Origin of the sequence: Alitiscatomonas aceti, from assembly GCF_025567195.1 — a bacterium.
Classification (GTDB): domain Bacteria; phylum Bacillota; class Clostridia; order Lachnospirales; family Lachnospiraceae; genus Alitiscatomonas; species Alitiscatomonas aceti.
The window spans coordinates 1-20,049 of sequence record NZ_JAOQJF010000043.1; the positions used below are offsets into that span (position 1 = coordinate 1).

General features: G+C 47.4%; 31 protein-coding genes and 1 pseudogene. 24 read left to right on the plus strand and 8 right to left on the minus strand.

What is annotated here, in order from left to right; genetic code table 11:
• Window positions 1-210: 210 nt before the first annotated feature.
• Window positions 211-1,056: pseudogene (locus OCV69_RS14820) on the plus strand (carboxypeptidase-like regulatory domain-containing protein); the annotation flags it as partial.
• Window positions 1,057-1,094: 38 nt separating this feature from the next.
• On the opposite strand, the gene OCV69_RS14825 reads toward OCV69_RS14820, so the two are convergent.
• The 6 genes from OCV69_RS14825 to OCV69_RS14850 form a co-directional block, all read right to left on the minus strand.
• Window positions 1,095-2,636, minus strand: coding sequence for a recombinase family protein (locus tag OCV69_RS14825; RefSeq protein ID WP_158360123.1), 1,542 nt, complete (start codon window positions 2,634-2,636; stop codon window positions 1,095-1,097).
• A gap of 1,210 nt (window positions 2,637-3,846) precedes the next feature.
• Window positions 3,847-4,074 carry a type II toxin-antitoxin system MqsA family antitoxin gene (locus tag OCV69_RS14830; protein ID WP_158360124.1) on the minus strand — a complete coding sequence of 76 codons (228 nt, stop codon included), beginning with the start codon at window positions 4,072-4,074 and terminating at the stop codon, window positions 3,847-3,849.
• A gap of 23 nt (window positions 4,075-4,097) precedes the next feature.
• The gene (locus OCV69_RS14835) at window positions 4,098-4,559 is read right to left on the minus strand and encodes a hypothetical protein (RefSeq protein ID WP_158360125.1); all 462 of its coding nucleotides are present in this window, start codon (window positions 4,557-4,559) and stop codon (window positions 4,098-4,100) included.
• Between the two features lie 35 nt (window positions 4,560-4,594).
• Window positions 4,595-4,894, minus strand: coding sequence for a DUF2442 domain-containing protein (locus OCV69_RS14840; RefSeq protein ID WP_158360126.1), 300 nt, complete (start codon window positions 4,892-4,894; stop codon window positions 4,595-4,597).
• A gap of 18 nt (window positions 4,895-4,912) precedes the next feature.
• Window positions 4,913-5,176: a DUF4160 domain-containing protein gene (locus OCV69_RS14845; RefSeq protein WP_158360127.1), complete on the minus strand. Its 264-nt coding sequence runs from the start codon at window positions 5,174-5,176 to the stop codon at window positions 4,913-4,915.
• A 12-nt stretch (window positions 5,177-5,188) separates the two neighbouring features.
• Window positions 5,189-5,704 (minus strand): helix-turn-helix domain-containing protein, encoded by a 516-nt coding sequence (locus OCV69_RS14850; RefSeq protein WP_158360128.1) that lies wholly within the window; start codon window positions 5,702-5,704, stop codon window positions 5,189-5,191.
• 145 nt (window positions 5,705-5,849) lie between these two features.
• Here OCV69_RS14850 and OCV69_RS14855 point away from each other — a divergent pair, with 145 nt between their 5' ends.
• From OCV69_RS14855 to OCV69_RS14865, 3 genes are all read left to right on the plus strand, one after another.
• The gene (locus OCV69_RS14855) at window positions 5,850-6,059 is read left to right on the plus strand and encodes a helix-turn-helix transcriptional regulator (RefSeq protein ID WP_158360129.1); all 210 of its coding nucleotides are present in this window, start codon (window positions 5,850-5,852) and stop codon (window positions 6,057-6,059) included.
• A gap of 102 nt (window positions 6,060-6,161) precedes the next feature.
• On the plus strand, window positions 6,162-6,383 hold the full coding sequence (locus OCV69_RS14860; protein WP_158360130.1) for a hypothetical protein: 222 nt from the start codon (window positions 6,162-6,164) through the stop codon (window positions 6,381-6,383).
• Window positions 6,384-6,518: 135 nt separating this feature from the next.
• A complete protein-coding gene (locus OCV69_RS14865) occupies window positions 6,519-6,803 on the plus strand; it encodes a hypothetical protein (RefSeq protein ID WP_158360131.1) in 285 nt (94 codons plus the stop codon).
• Between the two features lie 7 nt (window positions 6,804-6,810).
• Here OCV69_RS14865 and OCV69_RS14870 read toward each other — a convergent pair whose 3' ends face one another.
• Both OCV69_RS14870 and OCV69_RS14875 read right to left on the minus strand, forming a co-directional pair.
• Window positions 6,811-6,978 (minus strand): hypothetical protein, encoded by a 168-nt coding sequence (locus OCV69_RS14870; RefSeq protein ID WP_215654623.1) that lies wholly within the window; start codon window positions 6,976-6,978, stop codon window positions 6,811-6,813.
• A gap of 283 nt (window positions 6,979-7,261) precedes the next feature.
• On the minus strand, window positions 7,262-7,672 hold the full coding sequence (locus OCV69_RS14875; protein ID WP_158360132.1) for a hypothetical protein: 411 nt from the start codon (window positions 7,670-7,672) through the stop codon (window positions 7,262-7,264).
• A 298-nt stretch (window positions 7,673-7,970) separates the two neighbouring features.
• Between OCV69_RS14875 and OCV69_RS14880 the strand changes: the two genes are divergently transcribed.
• From OCV69_RS14880 to OCV69_RS14975, 20 genes are all read left to right on the plus strand, one after another.
• The gene (locus OCV69_RS14880; protein ID WP_158360133.1) at window positions 7,971-8,228 is read left to right on the plus strand and encodes a hypothetical protein; all 258 of its coding nucleotides are present in this window, start codon (window positions 7,971-7,973) and stop codon (window positions 8,226-8,228) included.
• 667 nt (window positions 8,229-8,895) lie between these two features.
• The gene (locus tag OCV69_RS14885; RefSeq protein WP_158360134.1) at window positions 8,896-9,174 is read left to right on the plus strand and encodes a hypothetical protein; all 279 of its coding nucleotides are present in this window, start codon (window positions 8,896-8,898) and stop codon (window positions 9,172-9,174) included.
• Between the two features lie 310 nt (window positions 9,175-9,484).
• Window positions 9,485-9,637, plus strand: coding sequence for a hypothetical protein (locus OCV69_RS14890; RefSeq protein ID WP_262563199.1), 153 nt, complete (start codon window positions 9,485-9,487; stop codon window positions 9,635-9,637).
• 38 nt (window positions 9,638-9,675) lie between these two features.
• Window positions 9,676-9,831, plus strand: coding sequence for a DUF6906 family protein (locus OCV69_RS14895; RefSeq protein WP_262563200.1), 156 nt, complete (start codon window positions 9,676-9,678; stop codon window positions 9,829-9,831).
• A 13-nt stretch (window positions 9,832-9,844) separates the two neighbouring features.
• Window positions 9,845-10,024, plus strand: coding sequence for a hypothetical protein (locus tag OCV69_RS14900; protein ID WP_158360135.1), 180 nt, complete (start codon window positions 9,845-9,847; stop codon window positions 10,022-10,024).
• Window positions 10,025-10,039: 15 nt separating this feature from the next.
• On the plus strand, window positions 10,040-10,294 hold the full coding sequence (locus tag OCV69_RS14905; RefSeq protein WP_158360136.1) for a hypothetical protein: 255 nt from the start codon (window positions 10,040-10,042) through the stop codon (window positions 10,292-10,294).
• Between the two features lie 225 nt (window positions 10,295-10,519).
• Window positions 10,520-11,110: a hypothetical protein gene (locus OCV69_RS14910; RefSeq protein WP_158360137.1), complete on the plus strand. Its 591-nt coding sequence runs from the start codon at window positions 10,520-10,522 to the stop codon at window positions 11,108-11,110.
• 1 nt (window position 11,111) lies between these two features.
• The gene (locus OCV69_RS14915) at window positions 11,112-11,771 is read left to right on the plus strand and encodes a putative HNHc nuclease (RefSeq protein ID WP_158360138.1); all 660 of its coding nucleotides are present in this window, start codon (window positions 11,112-11,114) and stop codon (window positions 11,769-11,771) included.
• A complete protein-coding gene (locus OCV69_RS14920; RefSeq protein WP_158360139.1) occupies window positions 11,749-13,494 on the plus strand; it encodes a DNA primase family protein in 1,746 nt (581 codons plus the stop codon). Before OCV69_RS14915 ends, OCV69_RS14920 begins: the two co-directional genes overlap by 23 nt.
• 314 nt (window positions 13,495-13,808) lie before the next feature.
• Window positions 13,809-14,225 (plus strand): single-stranded DNA-binding protein, encoded by a 417-nt coding sequence (locus tag OCV69_RS14925; RefSeq protein ID WP_158360140.1) that lies wholly within the window; start codon window positions 13,809-13,811, stop codon window positions 14,223-14,225.
• A 51-nt stretch (window positions 14,226-14,276) separates the two neighbouring features.
• The gene (locus OCV69_RS14930) at window positions 14,277-14,438 is read left to right on the plus strand and encodes a hypothetical protein (RefSeq protein WP_262563202.1); all 162 of its coding nucleotides are present in this window, start codon (window positions 14,277-14,279) and stop codon (window positions 14,436-14,438) included.
• 54 nt (window positions 14,439-14,492) lie between these two features.
• Window positions 14,493-15,014: a sigma-70 family RNA polymerase sigma factor gene (locus OCV69_RS14935; protein WP_158360141.1), complete on the plus strand. Its 522-nt coding sequence runs from the start codon at window positions 14,493-14,495 to the stop codon at window positions 15,012-15,014.
• A gap of 25 nt (window positions 15,015-15,039) precedes the next feature.
• Entirely contained in the window at window positions 15,040-15,585 is a 546-nt protein-coding gene (locus OCV69_RS14940) for a eukaryotic translation initiation factor eIF-2-beta/eIF-5 family protein (RefSeq protein WP_158360142.1), read from the plus strand.
• A gap of 10 nt (window positions 15,586-15,595) precedes the next feature.
• The gene (locus OCV69_RS14945) at window positions 15,596-15,853 is read left to right on the plus strand and encodes a hypothetical protein (protein WP_262563203.1); all 258 of its coding nucleotides are present in this window, start codon (window positions 15,596-15,598) and stop codon (window positions 15,851-15,853) included.
• Between the two features lie 18 nt (window positions 15,854-15,871).
• Window positions 15,872-16,291: a helix-turn-helix domain-containing protein gene (locus OCV69_RS14950; RefSeq protein WP_262563204.1), complete on the plus strand. Its 420-nt coding sequence runs from the start codon at window positions 15,872-15,874 to the stop codon at window positions 16,289-16,291.
• Window positions 16,288-16,464 (plus strand): hypothetical protein, encoded by a 177-nt coding sequence (locus OCV69_RS14955; protein WP_262563205.1) that lies wholly within the window; start codon window positions 16,288-16,290, stop codon window positions 16,462-16,464. Before OCV69_RS14950 ends, OCV69_RS14955 begins: the two co-directional genes overlap by 4 nt.
• Entirely contained in the window at window positions 16,464-16,910 is a 447-nt protein-coding gene (locus tag OCV69_RS14960) for a hypothetical protein (protein ID WP_158360143.1), read from the plus strand. The genes OCV69_RS14955 and OCV69_RS14960 overlap by 1 nt, the downstream gene beginning before the upstream one ends.
• A 41-nt stretch (window positions 16,911-16,951) precedes the next feature.
• Window positions 16,952-17,368 carry a hypothetical protein gene (locus OCV69_RS14965; protein ID WP_158360144.1) on the plus strand — a complete coding sequence of 139 codons (417 nt, stop codon included), beginning with the start codon at window positions 16,952-16,954 and terminating at the stop codon, window positions 17,366-17,368.
• 542 nt (window positions 17,369-17,910) lie between these two features.
• Window positions 17,911-18,849 carry a DUF6731 family protein gene (locus tag OCV69_RS14970; RefSeq protein ID WP_158360145.1) on the plus strand — a complete coding sequence of 313 codons (939 nt, stop codon included), beginning with the start codon at window positions 17,911-17,913 and terminating at the stop codon, window positions 18,847-18,849.
• A gap of 5 nt (window positions 18,850-18,854) precedes the next feature.
• Complete coding sequence (locus tag OCV69_RS14975; RefSeq protein ID WP_158360146.1) at window positions 18,855-19,391, plus strand: hypothetical protein; 537 nt, start codon at window positions 18,855-18,857, stop codon at window positions 19,389-19,391.
• Window positions 19,392-20,049 lie beyond the last annotated feature (658 nt).

The following is a 20,049-nucleotide window of genomic DNA, read 5'->3' on the forward strand; positions in this document are numbered from 1 at the left end:
CACTGAAAAAGAAATCAACAATCTTTTTCAGAACTGTATCCTCCTGGACTCCTGAGTACTATGTTTTGAGAGAAACGACGGAAGTCAGGATTTACACAAGCCCTTTTTTGAAATTTTTTTGTTTTTTTGAATGATTCTTTCTATTTGACAGGGAAACTCCATCCGTCCTGGCGCATATGCTATCCTAACATTCTTTATTATGAGGCAGACATGGCACAAGGTTATCTGCAGGTAGATGTGGTTTCAGATACAAATAATTTTCCGGTCACAGATGCCAGCATCTCCATATCAAAGACAGAGACGCCGGAGGAGATTCTGGAGGAAGTGAGGACAGACAGCTCCGGCCAGACAGAAAATGTGGCTCTGGAAGCCCCTCCGGCGGAGCTTAGCCTGGCTCCGTTCGGGGAGAGGCCTTACGCAGAATATACGATCCGCATCACAGCGCCGGGATACGAACCTCTGGTGATCTCCGGAACAGAGATCCTGGCAGACGCCACAGCGATCCAGCCGGCCAGGATGATCCCGGCGGCGGATCTTGGAGGAGAAGAGGATATTACGATCCCCGATCACACTTTATACGGAAATTATCCGCCTAAGATCGCAGAGAGTGAGATCAAGCCTGTGACCGGAAGCGGTGAGATCGTCCTTTCCCGGGTAGTGGTCCCCCAGACGGTGATCGTCCATGACGGTGTCCCCACCAACGCATCGGCCCCCGACTATTACGTTCCATACAGGGATTATATTAAAAATGTAGCGTCCAGTGAGATCTATGCCACCTGGCCAAAATCATCCATAACAGCCAATGTGCTGGCCATCATGTCCTTTACCCTGAATCGTGTATACACGGAATGGTACAGGAACCAGGGATACGATTTTACCATTACCTCGTCCACCGCCTATGACCATAAATGGATCTATGGCCGCAACATCTATGAATCCATTTCTGTTGTGGTGGATGATATTTTTGACAATTATCTGTCCAGGCCGGAGGTGAAGCAGCCGATCCTGACCCAGTACTGCGATGGGAGACAGGTGACGTGTCCGGGGTGGATGACCTTTTTGCTTTTGCGTATACACATCAAAAAAGCTAGGTTTTATGCGGGTTTGCGGGGATCCTGCTCCCGGCTCTGTTCTTTTAAATAATAGAAAACATCGATGTGCATGGTATCTTTGTGGAAAACGATCCGGTCTACGATGCTGCGGAGAGCGACATTTTTCTGGAGAGCAGAAAAGCGATCAGACCGCAGTATGTCGGTAACGGACCGGATGTGATCCAGCATCTGCCGTTCCTGGCTGCCGCTGTCTGCGTTCTCTTCCGGCCCGGCCGCTTCCAGCTGCTTTAAGGATTCGGTCAGGGTCTCCCGCTCCTTCTGGATCAGGAGTTTATTCTGCTTGTACTCCTCCAGGGAGTCGATCCCGTCCATATAGGCTGCCTTCGCCCGCTTCTCCTTCAGTTCTAGTCGGTCTACCATATTTTTCAGCAGTTCCATTTCATGGCTGTCCTCAGCTTTTACCACGGACTTAACCTCATAATCGACTGTTCCGGCCTCCAGGACCTCCTGTAGGGCGTTCAATACCGCCGCGGCGATATCTTTTTCAGTGACATAGTGGCTGGCCCGGCATTTGCCTTTCAGATAGCCATAGCACTGGAAAGAATAATGGTCTCCGGACTTCGTGTGACGTACACAGGAGGAGAGAGTACGGCCGCAGGCAGAGCATTTGAGCATACCGGAGAGCCAGTGCTTTGTCACTTCGGCCGGTTTTGCGTTTTTCGGCCGGTACTCGGACTCGAACCGGAGCATCGCCTGGTTATACAGCTCCTCGGATATGATCGCCGGGTGGGTCCCCTTGGTCACGATCCACTCAGACCGGTCCCGGATCTCATTGGTCTCGTTGCAGGTCCTGTTCCACCGGACGATTCCGGCATAGGCAGGATTCTGGAGGATATATTCCAGGGACCTTTTTTCAAAGGGCTTTCCCTGGCTGGTTTTAAGGCCGAGGCTATTCAGATACCGGGTCAGGGCAAAGATGCTCATCTTGTGGTTTACATACCGGTCAAAGATCATCCGGACAATTTCTGCCTCCCCAGGAACAATTTCCGGGGTCGCATTGTGGTACGGGATCCGGTATCCCAGGGGCGGACGGCACTGGTACCCTCCATTCTGGGCCTTGGTCTTCATGCCGCGGGTAACGTCCTGGGCCAGATTGTAAGAGTAAAACTCATCCTGCCATTCGATGATCATTTCAATCAGACGGCCGTACATACCATCCAGGACCGGTTCCGAGATGCTGATCACATCGATGCCCAGCTTTTTCCGCAGCATTCCCTTGTAGAAGGTGCTTTCATCCTGATTCCTGGCAAATCTGGAAAATTTCCAGACCAGGATACAGTCAAAGGGCTTTGGGGTAGTCTTGGCAGTGGCGATCATCCGCTGGAATTCCGGCCGGTTGTCGGCCTTCTTCCCGCTCCGTCCCTCGGATTCCATGAAGATGTATTCTTTCGGGATCACGATCCGGCTGCTCTTGGCATACTGGACAATGGACTCCAGCTGTGACTCCGGGCTCAGGTCCATCTGGCCGTCAGTGCTGACCCGGATATAGGCGGCGCCGACTTTAAGGGCAGTAGTGCTTGTCATTACATCAACTCCTCGTATAGATTGTATGGGTTCTGGGTATAAAAAATACGCCCCTTGCCAGAGCGTTCCGGAGATGATATAATCCAGGTGGTTAATCTGATATATCTTTCCGGGTGCGACCTGGCAAGAGAAATCTATGGAAGCCGTCTGGTGCTGGTAACACCGGGCGGTTTTCCTGTTTGGTTTGACAAAAAGGTCCAGGTGACATATAATATACTTAACAAGACAGCCGGAAGATAGATTAAGCCTATCCGTCCTGGCGAATTATAACAACTTTAGTAAGTCGCCCATCCGGCCAAGGAGCAGGGCGGCTTACTTATTTTTCAGATTCAGAATTGCTACGATCAAGCTGGCTGTTGCCAGAATTACCATGAATTCCTCATATGTACTCATAAGGCACCACCCCTTTCCGCAAGACTCGGAACGGGATGGGAGCACGTCCCCCGGCTGCCCGGGTAAGTATATTATATTGTCAAGGCGCGGCCCTTGGGGCCTGGTGGGACGAGGTGTTGTTTTCTTATTTGACAAAAAGGTCCAGATGACATATAATATACTTAACAAGACAGCCGGTGGGTGAATGCACCTCACCCGTCCCGGTGAACATCAGATTAAAAAATAGTCGTCAGCTTTCCAGGGCAGGACGGCTATTTTTTATGGGTATAGTTCAGAATGGCTACGATCAGCATGGCAACGCCCAGGATGATCTGGAATTCCTCATATGTACTCATAAGGCACCACCCCTTTCCGCAAGACTCGGAACGGGATGGGAGCACGTCCCCCGGCTGCCCGGGTAAGTATATTATATTGTCAGGGTGTGGCCCCTGCGGTGTGGCAGGGGCGTTTTCTCATTTGACAAATTATTTCCGACCTTGTATAATATACTTAACAAGAGAACCAAAAGCTGGGTGAAGTCCAGCCGCCGGCGAGAGTAATTTGCTAAAAGTAGCGCCTTATCTTACCAGGACAGGGGCGCTACTTTTTGTGTCTGCTGAGAGTAACAACAAGAGTAACGATGGAACAGATCATGCTCACGAACGCGAACAGATCACTGTATGTAACCATACACACCAGCTCCTTTCTGAAAAGTCCGGAAGCTGGAGTATCGCCCCTTCGGTTCCCCGGGTAAGTATATTATATTGTCAAGGTGGTGCCCCTGCGGTGGGGCAGGGGCGTTTTCTCGAATCTATCGAATTCGACGAGTTTAGAAAAATCAAGCAGCTTTGGTATAATCAACAATAGCAACTTCAGTTAAAAGGCTTTTCAGATTAGCAGTGATGGTTTCAATTTTCTTTAATGTGGCTCCGTTGAGGTATTCCTCTCCACACTGGGTACACTTTTTACAGGGCACATTTTTGATGATGATATAACACCCGTTGCATTCAGTCATATAGGTTGTTGTGGACTTTTCAAGCATTCCTTTACACATAAAACAAGTCATGTTAAATCTCCTTTTGCGTTTTCTTATTCCATTTTTTCATACACAGCCAGATACGGTTCAAACATAATCACATAATTATCTATGGCCGCATACGTCCCGTATATCTGGCGGTAATATTCCAGGGCTTCAGTCAGGGTGTCTTCAGACACGTTTAAGAAATCAGCCACTTCAAACCGGTTCCTGCAGCCATGGTGGTAAGCCTGTATGATACCGATCAGCCCGATCCGCTTATTATAAGACCACAGGCGGGCGGAATGCTCCTGCTTTCGGGAGTGCGTGTTATTGGAATCAATGATCCGGCCGACACCCGTGTGGTAATGGCCCATTTCTTCGGCCAGGACGTCTGCTTTCTTCGCAAGTGTAGGGATATTTTTCCGGATCGCGATCCGCTTTCCTTTAATGCGGCCGTCGGAGCCGGCCAGCGGTTTTTCTCGGACGATGAGGCCCTCGGAATCCGCCTCGATCAAAAGTTCTTCATACGTCATTCTACGTTACACCTCTATTACAGACATAGCGTATTTTATGCAAATAAACGGGCCTCGACCTGTTCGATGTCCAGGACCTCCGGGCAGTCGCGGAGCGTGTCCGGGCAGATATCGATGCAGTTGATGCCATCCATGCACCCGGACAGGTCCCATGCCAGGGTATCATTTAAAATCGTGCATGTGCTTTTAAATATCTCTATATCCTGGATCCGGCTGAAGATCCCGCCTTTCGCAATCAGCGGAGCGGCATCATAGAGCCGCACGGTATTGTCGTCCATATAGACATACACCTTGTAATCATCGGTAGGAATAACCTGGATTACTTCTGGCAGCATAAAAATGCCTCCTTTCTATTACCTTAATGGATCAATCGCTCTGACGTTTCCGGTTCCTTTTTCTATTTCATTCCAGTTTTCCAGAAGCTCTTCCTGGTGGATAATGGCCCAGGCTGTTACGAGCTTCAGCTGACGATTGGGGAGAGCTCCTTTTATAACTTTGGCGGAGCGGATATCAATTTCCGCCTTCTGGCCATTATATTCTGCGTGAAAATGAGGCGGTCTGTGTTCGTCATAGTACATGGTGATTCTTATACTGAAAAATCTTGAAATTTCTGGCATGATTGCCTCCTTTTATTTCCATTCATCATCATTATCCATAATGTCATCATCTTTCTTTACCAGATCCGGGGTAACATCGATGTCGGTACGGTCATGGGCGGCCTCGGGTATCAAATGAGACTGTTCTTCTTCCATCCGCTGGATGGCAAGGAGATTATCGGAGTAATTAATGACCTTTTTCTTATTTATATCAGAAAGTTGTCCATAGTTGTCTATCAGTTTTCGACCGGAAATACGAAAGATAGCACAAAGCTTCGGGTTTTCGTTGAGTTCCTGCGCGATTACGCGGACTTCACTGCTGAGCTGATACGAATCTTCTACTGTCGTTGAATCATCACTCCCGATAATATCAGTTTTTTTGCATCGAAGGGCAGAACTTATCTTTTCTACCATCCCCATTTTAGGTTCAGTCCTATTTATTTCCCATGACGATACTGTTTTATCACTTACACCGAGCATTTCGGCCAATTCTGTCTGTTTTAGATTCCTATATTCTCGCCATTTTTTGATATTCTCTCCGATACTCATAAGTACACCGCCTTTCTGATTATCATTATATGCGTTTTGTAGGACGATGTCAAATAAAATATGCAAAATGTAGAAAAAACTATTGACACACTACAAAACGTGGAGTATACTACAGATAATCTACAAAACGTAGGAGGTGAAAGCAATGGGTCTTTCAGTGAAGCAGTGGAGGCTGGCAAAAGGGATATCACAGACAGAAATGGCAATGAAGTGCGGAGTACATAGAAATACATATGCCGCATGGGAAGAGAATCCAGATGATATTTCGGTAGGTAATGCAAAGATTATTGCAAAGGCTTTAGGTGAAAGTGTAGATACAATTTTTTTTAAGAATGAGTCTACAAAATGTAGATAACGAACAGAGATGTGATGGGATACGGGAGTATCTGATGGAAAGTGTTCCGGATGAGAAGAGAGCGTAACCATCGGGGAGCTGCGGAGTAGGGAGGTGAGGGAAATGGTTAGTAGAAGAAGGCAAATGCAGTTTGAAAGAGTTGGAATGGACCTGGAAAAAGTAAAACACAAAGTCCAAAAAATTATAGACGAATGTGTAGCGGAAAATTTTACAATGCGAGAGAGTAGGCTTCTCGCAAAAGAATTAGACTACGCATTGGATCAAATAGAAATGCGTAGTCTGGATTCTGAGATTTCTAAGTTTACAAATTCTGTTACTGATTAAGGCTTTCGTTGTCACGCAAAATGTAATTATGTACAGAATCGTAGGTATTGGCGTAGATTTGAGCAGCAGTGTTAACCTATTCGTATAGGGCTTTTTGCATAGCAAGTATTGTATTAAAAGAGAGGAGGGAGCCGGGTGAACGAGGCTATTTTTATTAAAAGAAAATGCATAGAGAATGATGCAGTGTTAAAACACATCATAGAGTTACAAAATAAAATACGCAGTTCTTTGCATGAAATAGAAACAAGAATAGGTCAAGCGGAATGGCACGAAGGCAATCTGGGAGTTGTTTTTGTAATCGATGTAGACCTGGAATGCTTACAGAAATACTGTGATGAAATAAAAATGTGCGCATCGGAGTTATATGGTGCTTATGAAAAATTAGCTAATCGCAGTTCTGCAGAACAGCACTGCGATTAGTACAAAGTTATTCATCATTTTCGGCAATCATTAAAAGGGTTTGAACAATTTTGGCTTTGAAATTATCCAAATCCGCTTTGGTAATGGAGGCTTGCGAATCGCCGCTGGAGGATACTGACTGGTAAGAAAGCCATTCAGCAGCTTGACGAATAGCATTGGCATCTTTTTGATTCATTTTAATCTCCTCATTTGTACTCGGCCTGGCAGGACCTGTAAAAAGAGTATATAACGGGTAAGAGAATAAGACAATACCAAGAAGATGAAGTGGTGAATAGTAATAGCACGGAAATAAGGCCTGTGGCAAGGGGGAGACTGGAGGTGAACCAATGAACGGTAACAAACTTCTTATTGTTTCTGTTATTGCATTGATACTGTCACTCAAAGGGAGTGCGATAGTCCTGGATTTTTCCCATCCACGCCCGTGGATTGGACTGGTTATGCAGATACTGGGGCAGATGCTAGGTGTTTTTGTCCTTGTTTCGATAGTTATCAAATTCGTATAAGTCTTTTTGCATGGCAAGTATTGCATTGGCTTGAACATTTCCGATGATTTCGGAAGGTACGTTTTCAATCAGTGCTTGACCGTAGAGAGCGATTGCTGCCTGTGTTTCTGGGGTAGAAAGAAGAAGGGCAGCAGCTGACATATGATCAAAGTTTTTTAAAACCTGGGAATCCGAGGAAGGAAGGTCAATGGTAGCTTCCATAAAATCATGATAAGCCTTTAATTTTGCATTAAAAAAGAGATCAATGGTTTTTATCTTGTATTGGTAGCGAACTTGGATATAAGCAGATACAGCTGGTGCAATGATAGCTGAAATCGCAGTAATGGAACAAGCAATAATAGTAATAGCAGAATCAGAAATATTCATAAGTATCCCCCAAAGTATTTTAGACTTTCTAAATTAGTACATGCTCAATATCACCAGGTATGAATGCGCTGTCAGGTAAATTTTGAATCTCGCGGCTGCAAAAAGCACTGGCTATATTGTGGGCAGCAGTTTCCGGATCTATGTAGTGTTCCATTGTGTACATCTCCCTTCTTTTATATTTTAGCATGGCAGTGCTGATAAGGGGAGTATACCACGGGAAGATCTGATTTTCCAGAGAAGGTCGCAGATTATCTGGGTATGACCAGCGGGGAGCTGATGAAGTGGGGAGGTGAAAATCATGTGGATTCCAAGAAAAAAATTGAAGACCCTGGTCCAGAGAATGAATGATCTGGAAAAACAAATTTCCAGCCTAGAAAAAGATAGTCAGGACTGGAAACTTGTTCGTTTGAAAACAGAATTAAATTATGAGTTTTGTAAAAGTGTGGCCCATGCAAATGGATTATCATTTTTGTCCTATCAGCAGTTGAACAGCCCAACTGCCGACAGCTGTGAGAAGGTCCGTATGCTTTTTAATGAGATCAGAGAACTTGCCTAGCGCACCTTCAACTAAAATCGGATGGGGAGATTCCTCAATTACTATCCAAATCTGCCGTTGTTCTCAGAGTGCAGCCAGAAAGGAGAGAAAGGTGAGAAAATTAACTCCGAAACAGGAAATTATCGTGAGAATCGTAGTATCAGTTATTACGTCCGTAACAGTTAGCGTTCTAGCCATAATGTTATATAGACCGTAATAAGAGCCGTTATAGCAGAGATTGCGATTGGAACAAAGATGGAGTGTATCAAAAATTTTTTTAAATCTTCGATGTTGTATTGGAGGGGATGTAGGGCTTTTTGCGTGAGATGAAAATGATATTGATTAAAGCCTTCAACAAGATAGCCATCATTAATAAGAGATCGAATGATTGAGTCGATTTCTGATTCATATTTGGAGTAATCAAAAAAAGTTGAATCATCGTCAAATTTATAAATATGTGAAGTACCATTGACGAAGCATAGAAGTTCATCACTATTATTTGATAATTTTTTGAGATGGCTCAATATGTATTTGCATTCTTTTGTCATGTGTTATAAATCCCCATTACATATATTTCAGCATGGCAGTGCTGATAAGGGGAGTATACCACGGAAACACCAGGTTTTCCAGAAGGTCATAGCTTATCTGGGCGTAACCATCGGGGAGTTGATGAAGCAGGGAGGTGAGAATGATGACACCCAAGAAAATAATAAACGAAAATGTACCGACAGCTAAGGTCAAGATTATTTCGGAAGGTGGAAACGCAGTGGTATTTCTGGACGGTGTAAAAGTAAATGGAGTTATAGGGTATGAAGTTATCCATGACCGGACTAAAACACAGATTCCGGTTCTCCGGCTTAATATCCAGAGCGAACTGGATATTGAAACTGGGGTGATTCCGGAATTGCCAGAGCCGTGGAATCTGTGTTATGTGCTTAAGTCGTCTGTTTCGGATAGTCAAGCCTAAAGCCAACCGGACGTTCATCCATAAGCTGGCAGTCCTGTGCACAGTATGGATAAGAGCAATCATATCCGGAGACAGCTTCATTATCCCAGTGGATGCAGATTCCAATGAGATGTTTTTCTTTTGAACAGTAACAGAGATAAGGGCTGTAATAGGATGCTTTCATTGATTCACGTCTTTCTTTTCTGGACTCGGCGCTGCAACGCCTGTGAGTACAGTATAAGGCAGAATAAAGGAGGACTCAAGACAGGAGATAGAATATGGCAACAAGTACAACCATCCATACATAGTATCAACCAGGAGGTGAGGCGATTTGACCATTACATACACCAATATCATCAAAACAGAAGGTGGAGAAGTAAAGTTTTCGGCCCTTCCGGCAGAAGAGAGGAAAAGGATCTCCAACATGATGCGCCGTAAGCCGCTGGAACAGTTTGGTGATGTCAGAGTACGTCCTCCCGCTTAACGGCGGGCCGGATGGACAAGCACAGGGAGGTGAGGATAGTGAAAAGGAGACCAAAGCGGCCGACCGATGAGCAGGCGATGCTGATCGCAAAGGCTGGGCTGATGACCAGGGACTGGCTGGTCCTGTGGGAATCCGGAAGCCAGATGTGCCTGGTGCATCGGGGAAACGGTAAGACCAGGCGAATCGAGATTTAAGGAGGTAAGGACGATGGACAAAGAGATCCAGTATATGCCGGTGGGCCGGGTACGCCGCCGGAGAAGGACCTGGCACCGGACCATGAGAGATCTGGTCCGGCTGCTGATGGCCGGAGGCGAGCTGATCGTCACAGGGATCCTGGCCGGGGCCGGATTCGGAGTCGGGCTGGCAGCAGTGACAGTTTTCTTTTAGAGAGGGGGATACAGGATGAAGGACAAATACCTAGCGGTAAAAATTAGTTTCCCGGAAAGTGACTTCGCAGGAGCGACCATTTACCTGGAGGACTGGCAGGCAGAACGGCTGAAAGCCCGGGTGGATGCAAATAATCGGTGTCTGCGGTCCCTGGGACGTCCGGAGGATTACACCATGGCACATGCCATCCACTTTGCGCTCTATGAGTACTTCGATGGCCTGGAAGAAAAAGAATCCCCGGAAGCGGCAACTTCCAGGGGACTCAAATGAAAAACACTACGCCCTTATTGTAGGGCAAAAACAGGAGGATATCAAGGGAGAAATAGAAAATGTGGAGACATTACCGCTGTAAACGGTGTGGGAGGGTCATCTACATAGACCCGGGGGAGAAAAGGCTCTGTGAAGACTGCATGGAAGCAGAAGAGGATAAGGAGGCCCCGGATATACAGGAGGGATCAGGGCATGGCAGCAGAAAAGAGGAAGAGGTGACGGAGCATGACGTATGAGAGGAAGATCGATATCATGGTGGCGGCCTTCTGTGCTGCCCAGGGAGACCAGGGAGAGGCATGGGAGGCCGGGATCCGGAAGGGGCTGATCGATGGATTCCTCCGGATCCGGAGACTGGAGATGGCAGAGGGGGCAGCAGAAGCACGGTGCTGCTTCTTCCCGGTGGAGCGGATCCAGGAAGGATTCGGGATCTGGAACAGCGGCGGGTATGACAGCAGGCATGGGATTGGCAGATCGGTGGCAGCGGCCGGAATGGACGGGGAGAAGCTGCGGCAGATCCGGTATGTGGCGGAGAGGAATGGCCGCCATTCCCTGGCCGTAGTCTATCCGGGATGCTATATTGCCGTATCCGTAAGCCGGGACATGCATGATCCGGCCAGCATAGCTGTGTACCGGGTTGAGGGATTCCAGGAGACGGAGCCGGGGGTGTACCAGGCCAGGGCCGCCAGGGTATACCAGATGGAGCCCTATTATTCCAGCCTGTCAGAAGCCCAGGAAAAGCGTCTGGAACGCCTTATCAGGGTATCCGTCTGGATCGCCACGACGCCGGATCTGTACAAACTCCGGGACAAGGTGTGACATGATATACTATAAAGGAAAAGTGGAAGCGGTCCGGATCCGGCAGGACTCTTCAGAACTGCATCTGATCGTTGATGATAACCTGGAGGACCTCCGCCGCCAGCGGTGCAGGGAGGTGCAGGTGGGGATCGATGACGGCCGGACGATCTCCCCGGCCCAGAGACGGAAAGCGTATGCGACTCTCCGGGACATCGGGGACCATACGGGTTATGCCCCGGAAGAGATCAAGCAGATCATGAAGATCGAGCACATGCTGCGTGTCGGGGACCAGAAGGTGATCAGCCTGTCGGACTGTACCATGACAGACGCCAGGGAGTTTATCAATACGCTGATGGAGTACGCACTGAAGGAGGGGATCATCCTCACAGAGTCGGGACTGATGCGGACAGATGACATAGACTGCTATCTGATCCAGTGCATCCGGTACCGGCGGTGCTGTATCTGCGGGAAGCCGGCGGATATCCACCATGTGGATGCGATCGGCATGGGAAGGAACCGGCAGCAGGTGGATGATTCCAGCCATGAGATTGCCGCCCTGTGCCGGATGCACCATACGATATCACACCAGATGGGATGGGACCGGTTTGCGGATTCGTACCATGTGTACGGGATAAGGCGGGACCGGACGGAGGTGGACAATGAACAGAGCCATCATAAATAAACTGGTCAGGAAGGCTCCGGCCAGTCTGGAGAGCAGTTATATATTCGTAAATGATAACAGGGCGATCTGTGAAGCAGTGATCACGGTCGGATTTACGTCCCTGTATGTGTCCAGGGAAGGCAGCAGCTTTTTTACACTGGAGACCCTGTGTGATTTTATCCGTGATACGGTCAATACGGGCTCTGAGATTGAGAACTATACGTTTGTGCTGGCCTGCTTCCGGAAGCGTACCAATGACAGCCTGGAGGCTGTTCTGAAGAATAATCTGCTCCAGTATAAGTCCGGGGCCTATACCCTGTTTAAGGACAAGGAGTATCTGGCGAAGTATGACCGCCAGGGAGAGCTGGAGGAGGCGCTGAGAGCGTATGTACGGAGGTTTGAGGGCAGCGATGAGATCCTGGTGGACAAGAGGCAGTTCTGCCGGTATTCGGACAGTGGAGCTGTCCAGGGGATCATTGATATCGCCATCGTAAGATATCTGATGGAAACATACTGTATGTTTGTGTCGGGGAAGGAGCTGTACATATACCAGAATGGATGCTATGTCCTGGACCGGGATGGTGTCCGGATCAAACAGGTGATCTCTGGGCTGATCCCGGATCGGTATATTACATACCGGAACCTGTCCTCGATATACAGTCTGCTCCTGGAGCAGCAGCCGATCCAGAAGACCATGGAGGAGCTGAACTGTTATCCCGCATGGTGGATCAATTTCCGGAATGGTATGTTCGATGTGAAGGCGGGGAAGCTGCACCGGCACCGGCCGGAGTATTACTCCATTAACCAGATCCCACATGAGCTGGACATGAAAGTCCGGGAAAATATGGAGGCAGCAGGTACCGCAACGAGAAAGTTTCTTTCCGCAGCCCTGCCGGATCCGGAGGACCAGGTCATGCTGTGGGAGTATATCGGATACTGTATGACCAGGGATACGGGGTTTCAGAAGTTTCTGATCCTCCGCGGAGACGGGGGTACAGGAAAATCCAAGGTGATCCATATGGTGGAGGAGATCGTGGGTGCGGATAACTGCAGCGGGGTCAGCCTCCAGGATCTTAATGAGCGTTTTTTCCCGTCCATGCTGTATGGGAAGCTGGTCAATGCATGCGCGGATATCAGTTCTGAGGCCATGATGCAGGTGGATAATATCAAAAAGGCCACTGGAGAGGATATCATGATCTGCGAGAAAAAGAATAAGGATCCGACTCCATTCCGGAGTTACGCCAAATTACTGTTTTCGGCCAATAAGATCCCGCTGAATCTGGATGAAAAATCCAATGCGTTTTACCGGCGCCTTCTGATCCTGTCCATGGAGCATAAGCCATCAGAGGAGGAGAAGGATCTGGAACTGTCGGACAAGCTGCATGCAGAACTGGGGTATTCGGTCTGGATGGCTGTTGGGGCCTTGAAAAAGCTGTATAAGGACGGGAAATTTGTGGAAAGCGCCGGGTGCCGGTCACAGGTTGAAGATCTGTACCGGGCAGCAGATACGGTCAAAGCGTTCGCAGACGAATGTCTTGAGCCAGCGCCGGGGAAAAGGATGGCCCGCACGATGATCTATGACAGCTATAAGGAGTACTGCGACAGCTATGGGCGTAAACCGCACAGCCCTATGATCTTCTACCGGTCCCTGGCAGAAAAGGGATATGCAGAGGGACGGGGGAAGGATGGGCGCTTTTTTAAGGACATTGCCCTGAGGGACGATGGATTTGTATCGGTGGACTAAGCATAGGGTGACAGGTAGGTGACAGGAAAGTGACAGGTTTTATGACAGGTTTAAGAAAATGGGGATGGTCAGAAAAGCCAGTATTTATGCGGGCTGGAGGGATATCCGGAGAAAAAGGTGACAGAAATGACAGGTTTTTCCAAACTCTTTTCACGTGCGTGCGTGTATCTCTAATTTATATTTACCTGTCATTTCTGTCACTATAAAGAAAAAAGAGAAAAAAAGCTAGGAAATACAAGGAAAAATGGATGACAGGTTTTTAAAGGGACCTGTCACCCTCCAGTCATAAAGCTGTCACCAGGAAGGAGAAGAGGATGAATACAGTGATACTGATGGGAAGGCTTACAAGGGATCCGGAGGTCCGTTATACCCAGGGAGAGAAGTCCATGGCTGTGGCCAGATATACACTGGCGGTTGACCGGAGGAGGGCCACGGATTCTGGAGGACAGAACACAGATTTTATAAGCTGTGTAGCCTTTGACCGGGCTGGGGAGTTTGCGGAGAAATACTTCCGTCAGGGCCAGAGGGTGCTGGTCCGGGGCAGGATCCAGACCGGAAGCTATGTGAACCGGGATGGCCAGAAGATCTATACGACGGATGTGGTCATCCTGGAACAGGAGTTTGCAGACAGCCGAAGGGACGGAGGAGGAGGCCGCCGGCCGGAGCCCGCGCAGGATGACGGGTTTATGAATATACCAGACGGTGTTGAGGATGACGGGCTGCCGTTCTGATCGGGCAGAACGCATTTAGGATCCTGGGAGCAGGCAGAAGGAGCGTGGGGAATGAAAAATAAAAACGGAGCCGGGATATGGCTGTGCAGCATCTGCGGAAAGGAGATCACAGGAGATTATGTGGAGATCCGGAGCCGCGGGGGAAAAGAAAGGCATATCCACTATGAATGCATGAGGACGGGAAGACCGGCACAGGAAAAATCTGGAAAATAAACTGGAGGAGGAAGCTGATCCGCGGTAAAAGGGTGGCCACCCGGCGAATGGATTATGCTGGATGAAAGACAGAGGAGACTGGTGGAAGATAATATGGGACTGGCCTGGTATACGGCTGGGATAAGCAGCGTTCCGCTGGAGCTGGAGGAGAAGATATCCCTGTGCTATCTGGGACTGGTGCTGGCGGCAGGGGATTTTGACCCGGACCGGGGGATCCGGTTTGCGACCTTTGCAGTCCCGGTCATGCAGAATAAGATCTTACAGGGACTTAAGCGGGAGAAGAAACACTTTGGTGTGATATCCCTTGAGCAGCCCGCCGGAAAGGAGAATGGAGGAACACTGGCCGATCTGGTGCCGGATCCGGGGCATCCCTTCCGGGATCTGGAAGAGATCCTGGATTTCCAGGATGCGGTTAAAAGGACCGGGAGGGAGCTGTCCGGAAAGAAGCTCCGGCTGTACCAGGAGCTCCTCCGGAACCCGGGACTGGCACAGAAGGAATACGGGGAAAGGATTGGGTGCAGCCAGTCCCTAGTATCAAGATGGATGAAGGAGATAAGACAAAAATTGTGTTTGTAAAGCCGGAGGAAGGAGAAGGAAGAGGATGAAGGTAAGAATATCGATTCCAGGCGCGTATATGGTGAAGGATATGCCTGAGGACAAGGCATGGGAGACTTTCGGGAAACTGGCAGAGATGATACTGATTATCAGCCGGAAGGATAAAGAAGAGGAAGGTGGAGCGGGTCTGGATACCAATTCATCGGATGCGGATCCGCAGGTATCTGTCCGGGTACCTGGAATGGAGATCCATGAAACAGAAGGGGATGCAGATGAGGCCGCCATGGACACTCCGGAAAGCCGGACGGGGCAGAAATATAAGGGATTCATGTACATTCGATGCCCAGAATGCGGGAAAGAGAAGAGTTTTTTTACCAGACAGGAAACAGATCATTATCATTGTGATGCCTGTGGAGCCCGTCGGATTTTTGAAAAGCCCTTGAAGGAGCTGAGGCTGGAATGTGAGTGTGGGACAAGGCTGCGATATTTTACAAATCTGGAAGAACCTCTGTTTGATATTAACTGCTTCAGATGCGGATCTCCGGTGACTGTCTCGTGGAATGGGAAAAAGAAGATGTATATGACGGTTTAGAGGAGGGCAGATGGAAGAGGATGAGCAGGAGGGGGAACCATTGAAAATCCGGAGTATTGCAGAAGCGAAAAAGAAGATTAAGATCGGGTCAAAGGTTATGATAACGACCCAGAAGGCATGCGCCAAAGACTCATTTGGGGCAGTTAAGACCGGGATCCCGAGACAAGCGGTTGTTATTGGCATTTATGAGTATTTTGTCCATGTACAGCTGGAGAGCGGAGTATGTGAGAGCGTGATGTGGATGGATCTGATCAATGCCAGGGAATAGGTACAGGAGGGAAGAAATATGTTTGTGAAACAGATTGATATGGCAAAAGCCCTGGAACTGGCGGCGAAGGGGATGGAGATCAAGGTCCTGGCCCCGATCGGCCAGGAAGGCGGCTGGGAGAACCTGGTCCCGGATACTCTCCAGCACATGCTTGAGGGAGTGATGTTCTTCCGGCAGGAACCGGCCCTGGAGAAGGAGATCCTTCCGGCGGTTTCCGGAGATGCGCCGGAGCCACCAGTGGAAAAGACTCTGTCGGACCTCACGAAGGAACTGAAGCAGGCCAGACCGGCGGCAAAGGGAAAGCTGGATGTGGACATCGGGAAAATGAAGGCCCTGCGGGAGGCCGGATGGAGCTACGCGAAGATCGCGGATGAGATGCGGATCAGCGAAGGGAGCGTATATAACTATCTCAAGCGGGCAGAGGAGGAAGAGCGATGAAAAATAAAGAGGGTTACCCGGATCCGACCGCGGGCAGAGCGGTCCGGGAGGCCGACCGGCCGCCGGAGAACGTGGTCATGTTCCGGCGGATGATCAAGTCAATGTGTACGATCTTCCACCTTCGGATCCTGGGCAAGGTGACGATCGTGGATGAGAAAGGACGGCGGTGGTGATGACGAGAGCGGAGAGGAGGCGTCTGGAAAAGGCAGGGGCCAGGAAGGAGCCGGTCTACACGCTGACCCAGACCCAGATCAATGAGATCAGGAAGCAGGCGGTCCTGGAGCGCAAGGAGGAACTTAAGGCCAGCATATCCAGAGAGATCGACGAGCGGATCCAGAAGGAGTGGGCTGCGCGCGAGGCGGCGCTGACAGGAGAAACAGACGAGGAGCAGATCCTAAAGGTCCTGTGCCTTCTCCTGGCGGTGCCAGCCAAGGTCCTCTGTGAAAAATTCCGTTGGAAACCGATTGAGGATGAGAATGACCGGAGGTCACGGCTTTTACAGTTTTCCGAAGCTGTGGTGAAAGAGGTCAACCGGACATTTGAAAACGACAATGCGGACATCCGGGCAATCGGTGAGGAAGTATATGAGAAATACGGAGTGAGATTTGAAGTGAGGTGAGGCCGTTGGACCAGAGCGTCTTAGTCCAATACAGCGAGGTTATGGAGGAGATCAGGGATTTAAGGGAGAGGATCCGGAAGCTGGACCGGTTTTTATCGGATCCGCCGGTGGTTTCGGATACAGTCCGGGGAACCAGGAAGGACGGGACCATCGGTCCGATCAAGATCACGGGGATCCCGGTACCGGAGTACAGCCGGAAGGAAAAGATCCGGGAACGGTACAGGGAGATGCTGGAAGAGAAGGAGGCAGAGCTCCTGGAGCTGACCTGCAAGGCAGAAGAGTACATAGAGTCGATCCCGAAGGCAGAGATCCGGATCATGTTCCGGCTGTATTACATCGACGGGCTTACCTGGGAGCAGGTGGCCAGGCAGATGAATCGGGCATTTCCGAAAAAGAGGATTTCTTATACTGCGGACAGCTGCCGGATGCGGGCGAAAAGATTTTTTGAAAAATTTTAAAAATGTTCGCCAATGTTCGGTAAAAACGTGGTAGTCTATAGACTGGGAGCCGGAGGCGGAGAGCTGCCGGCCCCATCGTCCTCATCCAAGTACTTATCCCCGTAAGCCCGTCCATCCCAGGCGGGCATTGACGGAACATCTTCCCGGACGGGAGGAAGCGTGAGCCGTAAAACCGAGCCGCAGGTTCGAGCCCTGATGTTCCGATGTTATCACAACCTCCTATTCAATATATCCTGGGTGGTCATCGTGCCGCCTGGGGAACTAAAAACCTGAGGGGAATCGAACCCCTGTCCACATGGAGACATCCTCGAAAGAGGGTGTCTTTTTCGTGTAGAAAATTAGGCACTAAACTTGTGAAATATTGCAACTTGCAAAAGACGAACAAATGTTCTATAATAAAAACAAGGAGTATTACAAATAATGATAGTATAGAAAATTTAGAAACATGACAGAAATAATACACAAACTTCAACAAAAAATATGGTAAACCCCCAGAATCTGATGTATGATAAATAAAAATATTAAATTAGGGGGGACTAGAGATGGAATACAAAAGAAACGTTCGTTTTGAGTATTTTCAAATTTGGGTAAATAAAATTTCGCCTGAAGGAAAGAAGAGTGGAAAAAGTGAATTATTTAATTTGGTAGACTGGATCGATAAAATAAAAAGGGACGGATTAGAACAAAAATCCTTGGATATTGGCAGTGCAAAAGCAAGAATAGATTGCTGTAAGTATGATAAAGGTACAGACACTTGGGCGATTAGGTTCATGCGATTAAGAGATACGAATGTACCGTCAAAAGTAAAAGATAATCACGAAGCAGAGGTCATTGAATTAGATGATGGTGAATATTTTGGTGAAGATATAACTATGATTTACGAAAAGAAGAGTGGAATCGCTATGATTCAATGTAACCGTTTTTCGCTTGGTATCTCAAAAATTGAGGAGCTTTTATGGAAAACTTATGGGGAAAATGATATTTTTATAAGTATCGTTCCAATTGCTGATACAAAGGACAAAAAATATTCCAACAAAAATAATTATAAAACATTTGAAATAACTTTTGCTAATATTCAAAAATGGAAACCGGAAAAAAGCAAAGCTTGTTCTTTTAATAGTTTCATGGATCTGGTAAAGAAATTTGATGGTTATATCGGAAAAGTATCAATTAGCTTAGGACATAGCAAAGAAGATACACTTTGCCGAGATGAATCAGTGGAGTTTATAAAAGATTTACAAGAAAATAGAGAGTATGTTAGAAGTGCAAAAGTTAAATGGCAGAAAAATGATGGGACCGGTGATGATAGTAATGATGTGGAAATAATAAACCTATTTGATAATATTTTTCAAGATATCGTTCCTTTTACGATTATGAGCAAAGAGGCATTGGATTTTAACACGGTTGTTGCTGAAATGGAATATTGCTTTTCAAAGAAAAAGAGTGAGCTGTATGCGGCTATTCAATATAGGGCGGAGTGATGTAAGTGAAGGAAAGAGGTAAGTATATCTTTGAGAGATCTTATCCATATATATTTTCTTTTATAGTGTGTGTTTTTTCATACCGGCGGGAATTTATAGATAAGGATCAAGCAGGTCTACAAGAAATATTGAGTTCAGCACTTACGGTAGCATCACTAATTATTGGATTTATAGGCGCAGTTTTACCAATAATTATAGCAATGAAAAGTGAATCAAAGTATGTAAGAGAGGTATTTCTAAAAGATAAAAGTCATTTATTTACTAAATATGTTCGTGCCACAGTAATATTAGGATTTACACTGATTAGCACAACATTTATTTTATACTTTGATAGTCGTTTGGGTGATTTAAAGATATATGTAATGTATACATGGCTGTATTCTTTGATCACGTTTTTATTGAGTACATATCGCTGCATTTCGATTATTTTGAAGTTGATGTTTTCAGATACAGGAGAGGAACGAGAAAACTTTTACAAACAGAATGCGACTAAGAGTTTGCAAGAACAGAAGTTAGAGAATGAAAACAGAATGGAAGAATAAGGAATGCTGTCATAATTCGGGCATTCTAGAAGAGTTTTTGAGTAAATTAGAAATTTGCTTGATATTTTTTATGATGAACTAAGAAATTAGGAGGGGAGGATATAGATATTAATTGAGGTTGTAATCTCCATATTTTCTCAAAGCTATATGAGTAGCGGAGAGGACCAAGAGTTCCTTTCTTATGGTATAGGTTAGCAGCTCCATTTACTTGCCAGAGAAATAAGAGGCGAAAGCCGGAAAAAGAAAAAGTCCAATAGCAAAATCAAAGCTTGGCTGGCTGAATTGCTAAAGGACTTGATCGTAGCGGTAACCGCTGCGATAGTTGCAAAGCTACTTGAGTAGCGGAGAGGGGCGAAAGCCCTTCTCTTAACTATAGTATAACATACTCATCTGTAAAAAACAATATGAAGGATCTGATAAGACTTGCACTGATTTTTCTTGCCGCGATTTATCTTGGAAAAGCGGTATACTGTTCATTACGGCTTCTCGGGGAAGTCTGGAAGGAGCGTAGATCATGCCAGTAGGAAATCCCCGTTTTCCGTCGTAGTACTAGGAAAGTTCCGTCGTTTTCTTCTCGTCATTTTTTTATCTCTTTTCCTGCATCTCGATTTTTCCTTTATTTACAGCAAATTTTCAATGCCCTTTTGGGGCTTTTTTT

Bases quoted from the DNA above. Each gene is read 5' to 3' on its own strand.
- OCV69_RS14830 (WP_158360124.1), bottom strand. From the start codon at position 4,074: ATGACTTGTTTTATGTGTAAAGGAATGCTTGAAAAGTCCACAACAACC.
- OCV69_RS14970 (WP_158360145.1), top strand. From the start codon at position 17,911: ATGGAATACAAAAGAAACGTTCGTTTTGAGTATTTTCAAATTTGGGTA.
- OCV69_RS14850 (WP_158360128.1), bottom strand. From the start codon at position 5,704: ATGAGTATCGGAGAGAATATCAAAAAATGGCGAGAATATAGGAATCTA.
- OCV69_RS14950 (WP_262563204.1), top strand. From the start codon at position 15,872: ATGTTTGTGAAACAGATTGATATGGCAAAAGCCCTGGAACTGGCGGCG.
- OCV69_RS14905 (WP_158360136.1), top strand. From the start codon at position 10,040: ATGAAGGACAAATACCTAGCGGTAAAAATTAGTTTCCCGGAAAGTGAC.
- OCV69_RS14875 (WP_158360132.1), bottom strand. From the start codon at position 7,672: ATGAATATTTCTGATTCTGCTATTACTATTATTGCTTGTTCCATTACT.
- OCV69_RS14900 (WP_158360135.1), top strand. From the start codon at position 9,845: ATGGACAAAGAGATCCAGTATATGCCGGTGGGCCGGGTACGCCGCCGG.
- OCV69_RS14910 (WP_158360137.1), top strand. From the start codon at position 10,520: ATGACGTATGAGAGGAAGATCGATATCATGGTGGCGGCCTTCTGTGCT.
- OCV69_RS14825 (WP_158360123.1), bottom strand. From the start codon at position 2,636: ATGACAAGCACTACTGCCCTTAAAGTCGGCGCCGCCTATATCCGGGTC.
- OCV69_RS14915 (WP_158360138.1), top strand. From the start codon at position 11,112: ATGATATACTATAAAGGAAAAGTGGAAGCGGTCCGGATCCGGCAGGAC.
- OCV69_RS14965 (WP_158360144.1), top strand. From the start codon at position 16,952: ATGGAGGAGATCAGGGATTTAAGGGAGAGGATCCGGAAGCTGGACCGG.
- OCV69_RS14860 (WP_158360130.1), top strand. From the start codon at position 6,162: ATGGTTAGTAGAAGAAGGCAAATGCAGTTTGAAAGAGTTGGAATGGAC.
- OCV69_RS14870 (WP_215654623.1), bottom strand. From the start codon at position 6,978: ATGAATCAAAAAGATGCCAATGCTATTCGTCAAGCTGCTGAATGGCTT.
- OCV69_RS14925 (WP_158360140.1), top strand. From the start codon at position 13,809: ATGAATACAGTGATACTGATGGGAAGGCTTACAAGGGATCCGGAGGTC.
- OCV69_RS14935 (WP_158360141.1), top strand. From the start codon at position 14,493: ATGCTGGATGAAAGACAGAGGAGACTGGTGGAAGATAATATGGGACTG.
- OCV69_RS14960 (WP_158360143.1), top strand. From the start codon at position 16,464: ATGACGAGAGCGGAGAGGAGGCGTCTGGAAAAGGCAGGGGCCAGGAAG.
- OCV69_RS14940 (WP_158360142.1), top strand. From the start codon at position 15,040: ATGAAGGTAAGAATATCGATTCCAGGCGCGTATATGGTGAAGGATATG.
- OCV69_RS14955 (WP_262563205.1), top strand. From the start codon at position 16,288: ATGAAAAATAAAGAGGGTTACCCGGATCCGACCGCGGGCAGAGCGGTC.
- OCV69_RS14840 (WP_158360126.1), bottom strand. From the start codon at position 4,894: ATGCTGCCAGAAGTAATCCAGGTTATTCCTACCGATGATTACAAGGTG.
- OCV69_RS14845 (WP_158360127.1), bottom strand. From the start codon at position 5,176: ATGCCAGAAATTTCAAGATTTTTCAGTATAAGAATCACCATGTACTAT.
- OCV69_RS14920 (WP_158360139.1), top strand. From the start codon at position 11,749: ATGAACAGAGCCATCATAAATAAACTGGTCAGGAAGGCTCCGGCCAGT.
- OCV69_RS14945 (WP_262563203.1), top strand. From the start codon at position 15,596: ATGGAAGAGGATGAGCAGGAGGGGGAACCATTGAAAATCCGGAGTATT.
- OCV69_RS14930 (WP_262563202.1), top strand. From the start codon at position 14,277: ATGAAAAATAAAAACGGAGCCGGGATATGGCTGTGCAGCATCTGCGGA.
- OCV69_RS14880 (WP_158360133.1), top strand. From the start codon at position 7,971: ATGTGGATTCCAAGAAAAAAATTGAAGACCCTGGTCCAGAGAATGAAT.
- OCV69_RS14835 (WP_158360125.1), bottom strand. From the start codon at position 4,559: ATGACGTATGAAGAACTTTTGATCGAGGCGGATTCCGAGGGCCTCATC.
- OCV69_RS14885 (WP_158360134.1), top strand. From the start codon at position 8,896: ATGATGACACCCAAGAAAATAATAAACGAAAATGTACCGACAGCTAAG.
- OCV69_RS14855 (WP_158360129.1), top strand. From the start codon at position 5,850: ATGGGTCTTTCAGTGAAGCAGTGGAGGCTGGCAAAAGGGATATCACAG.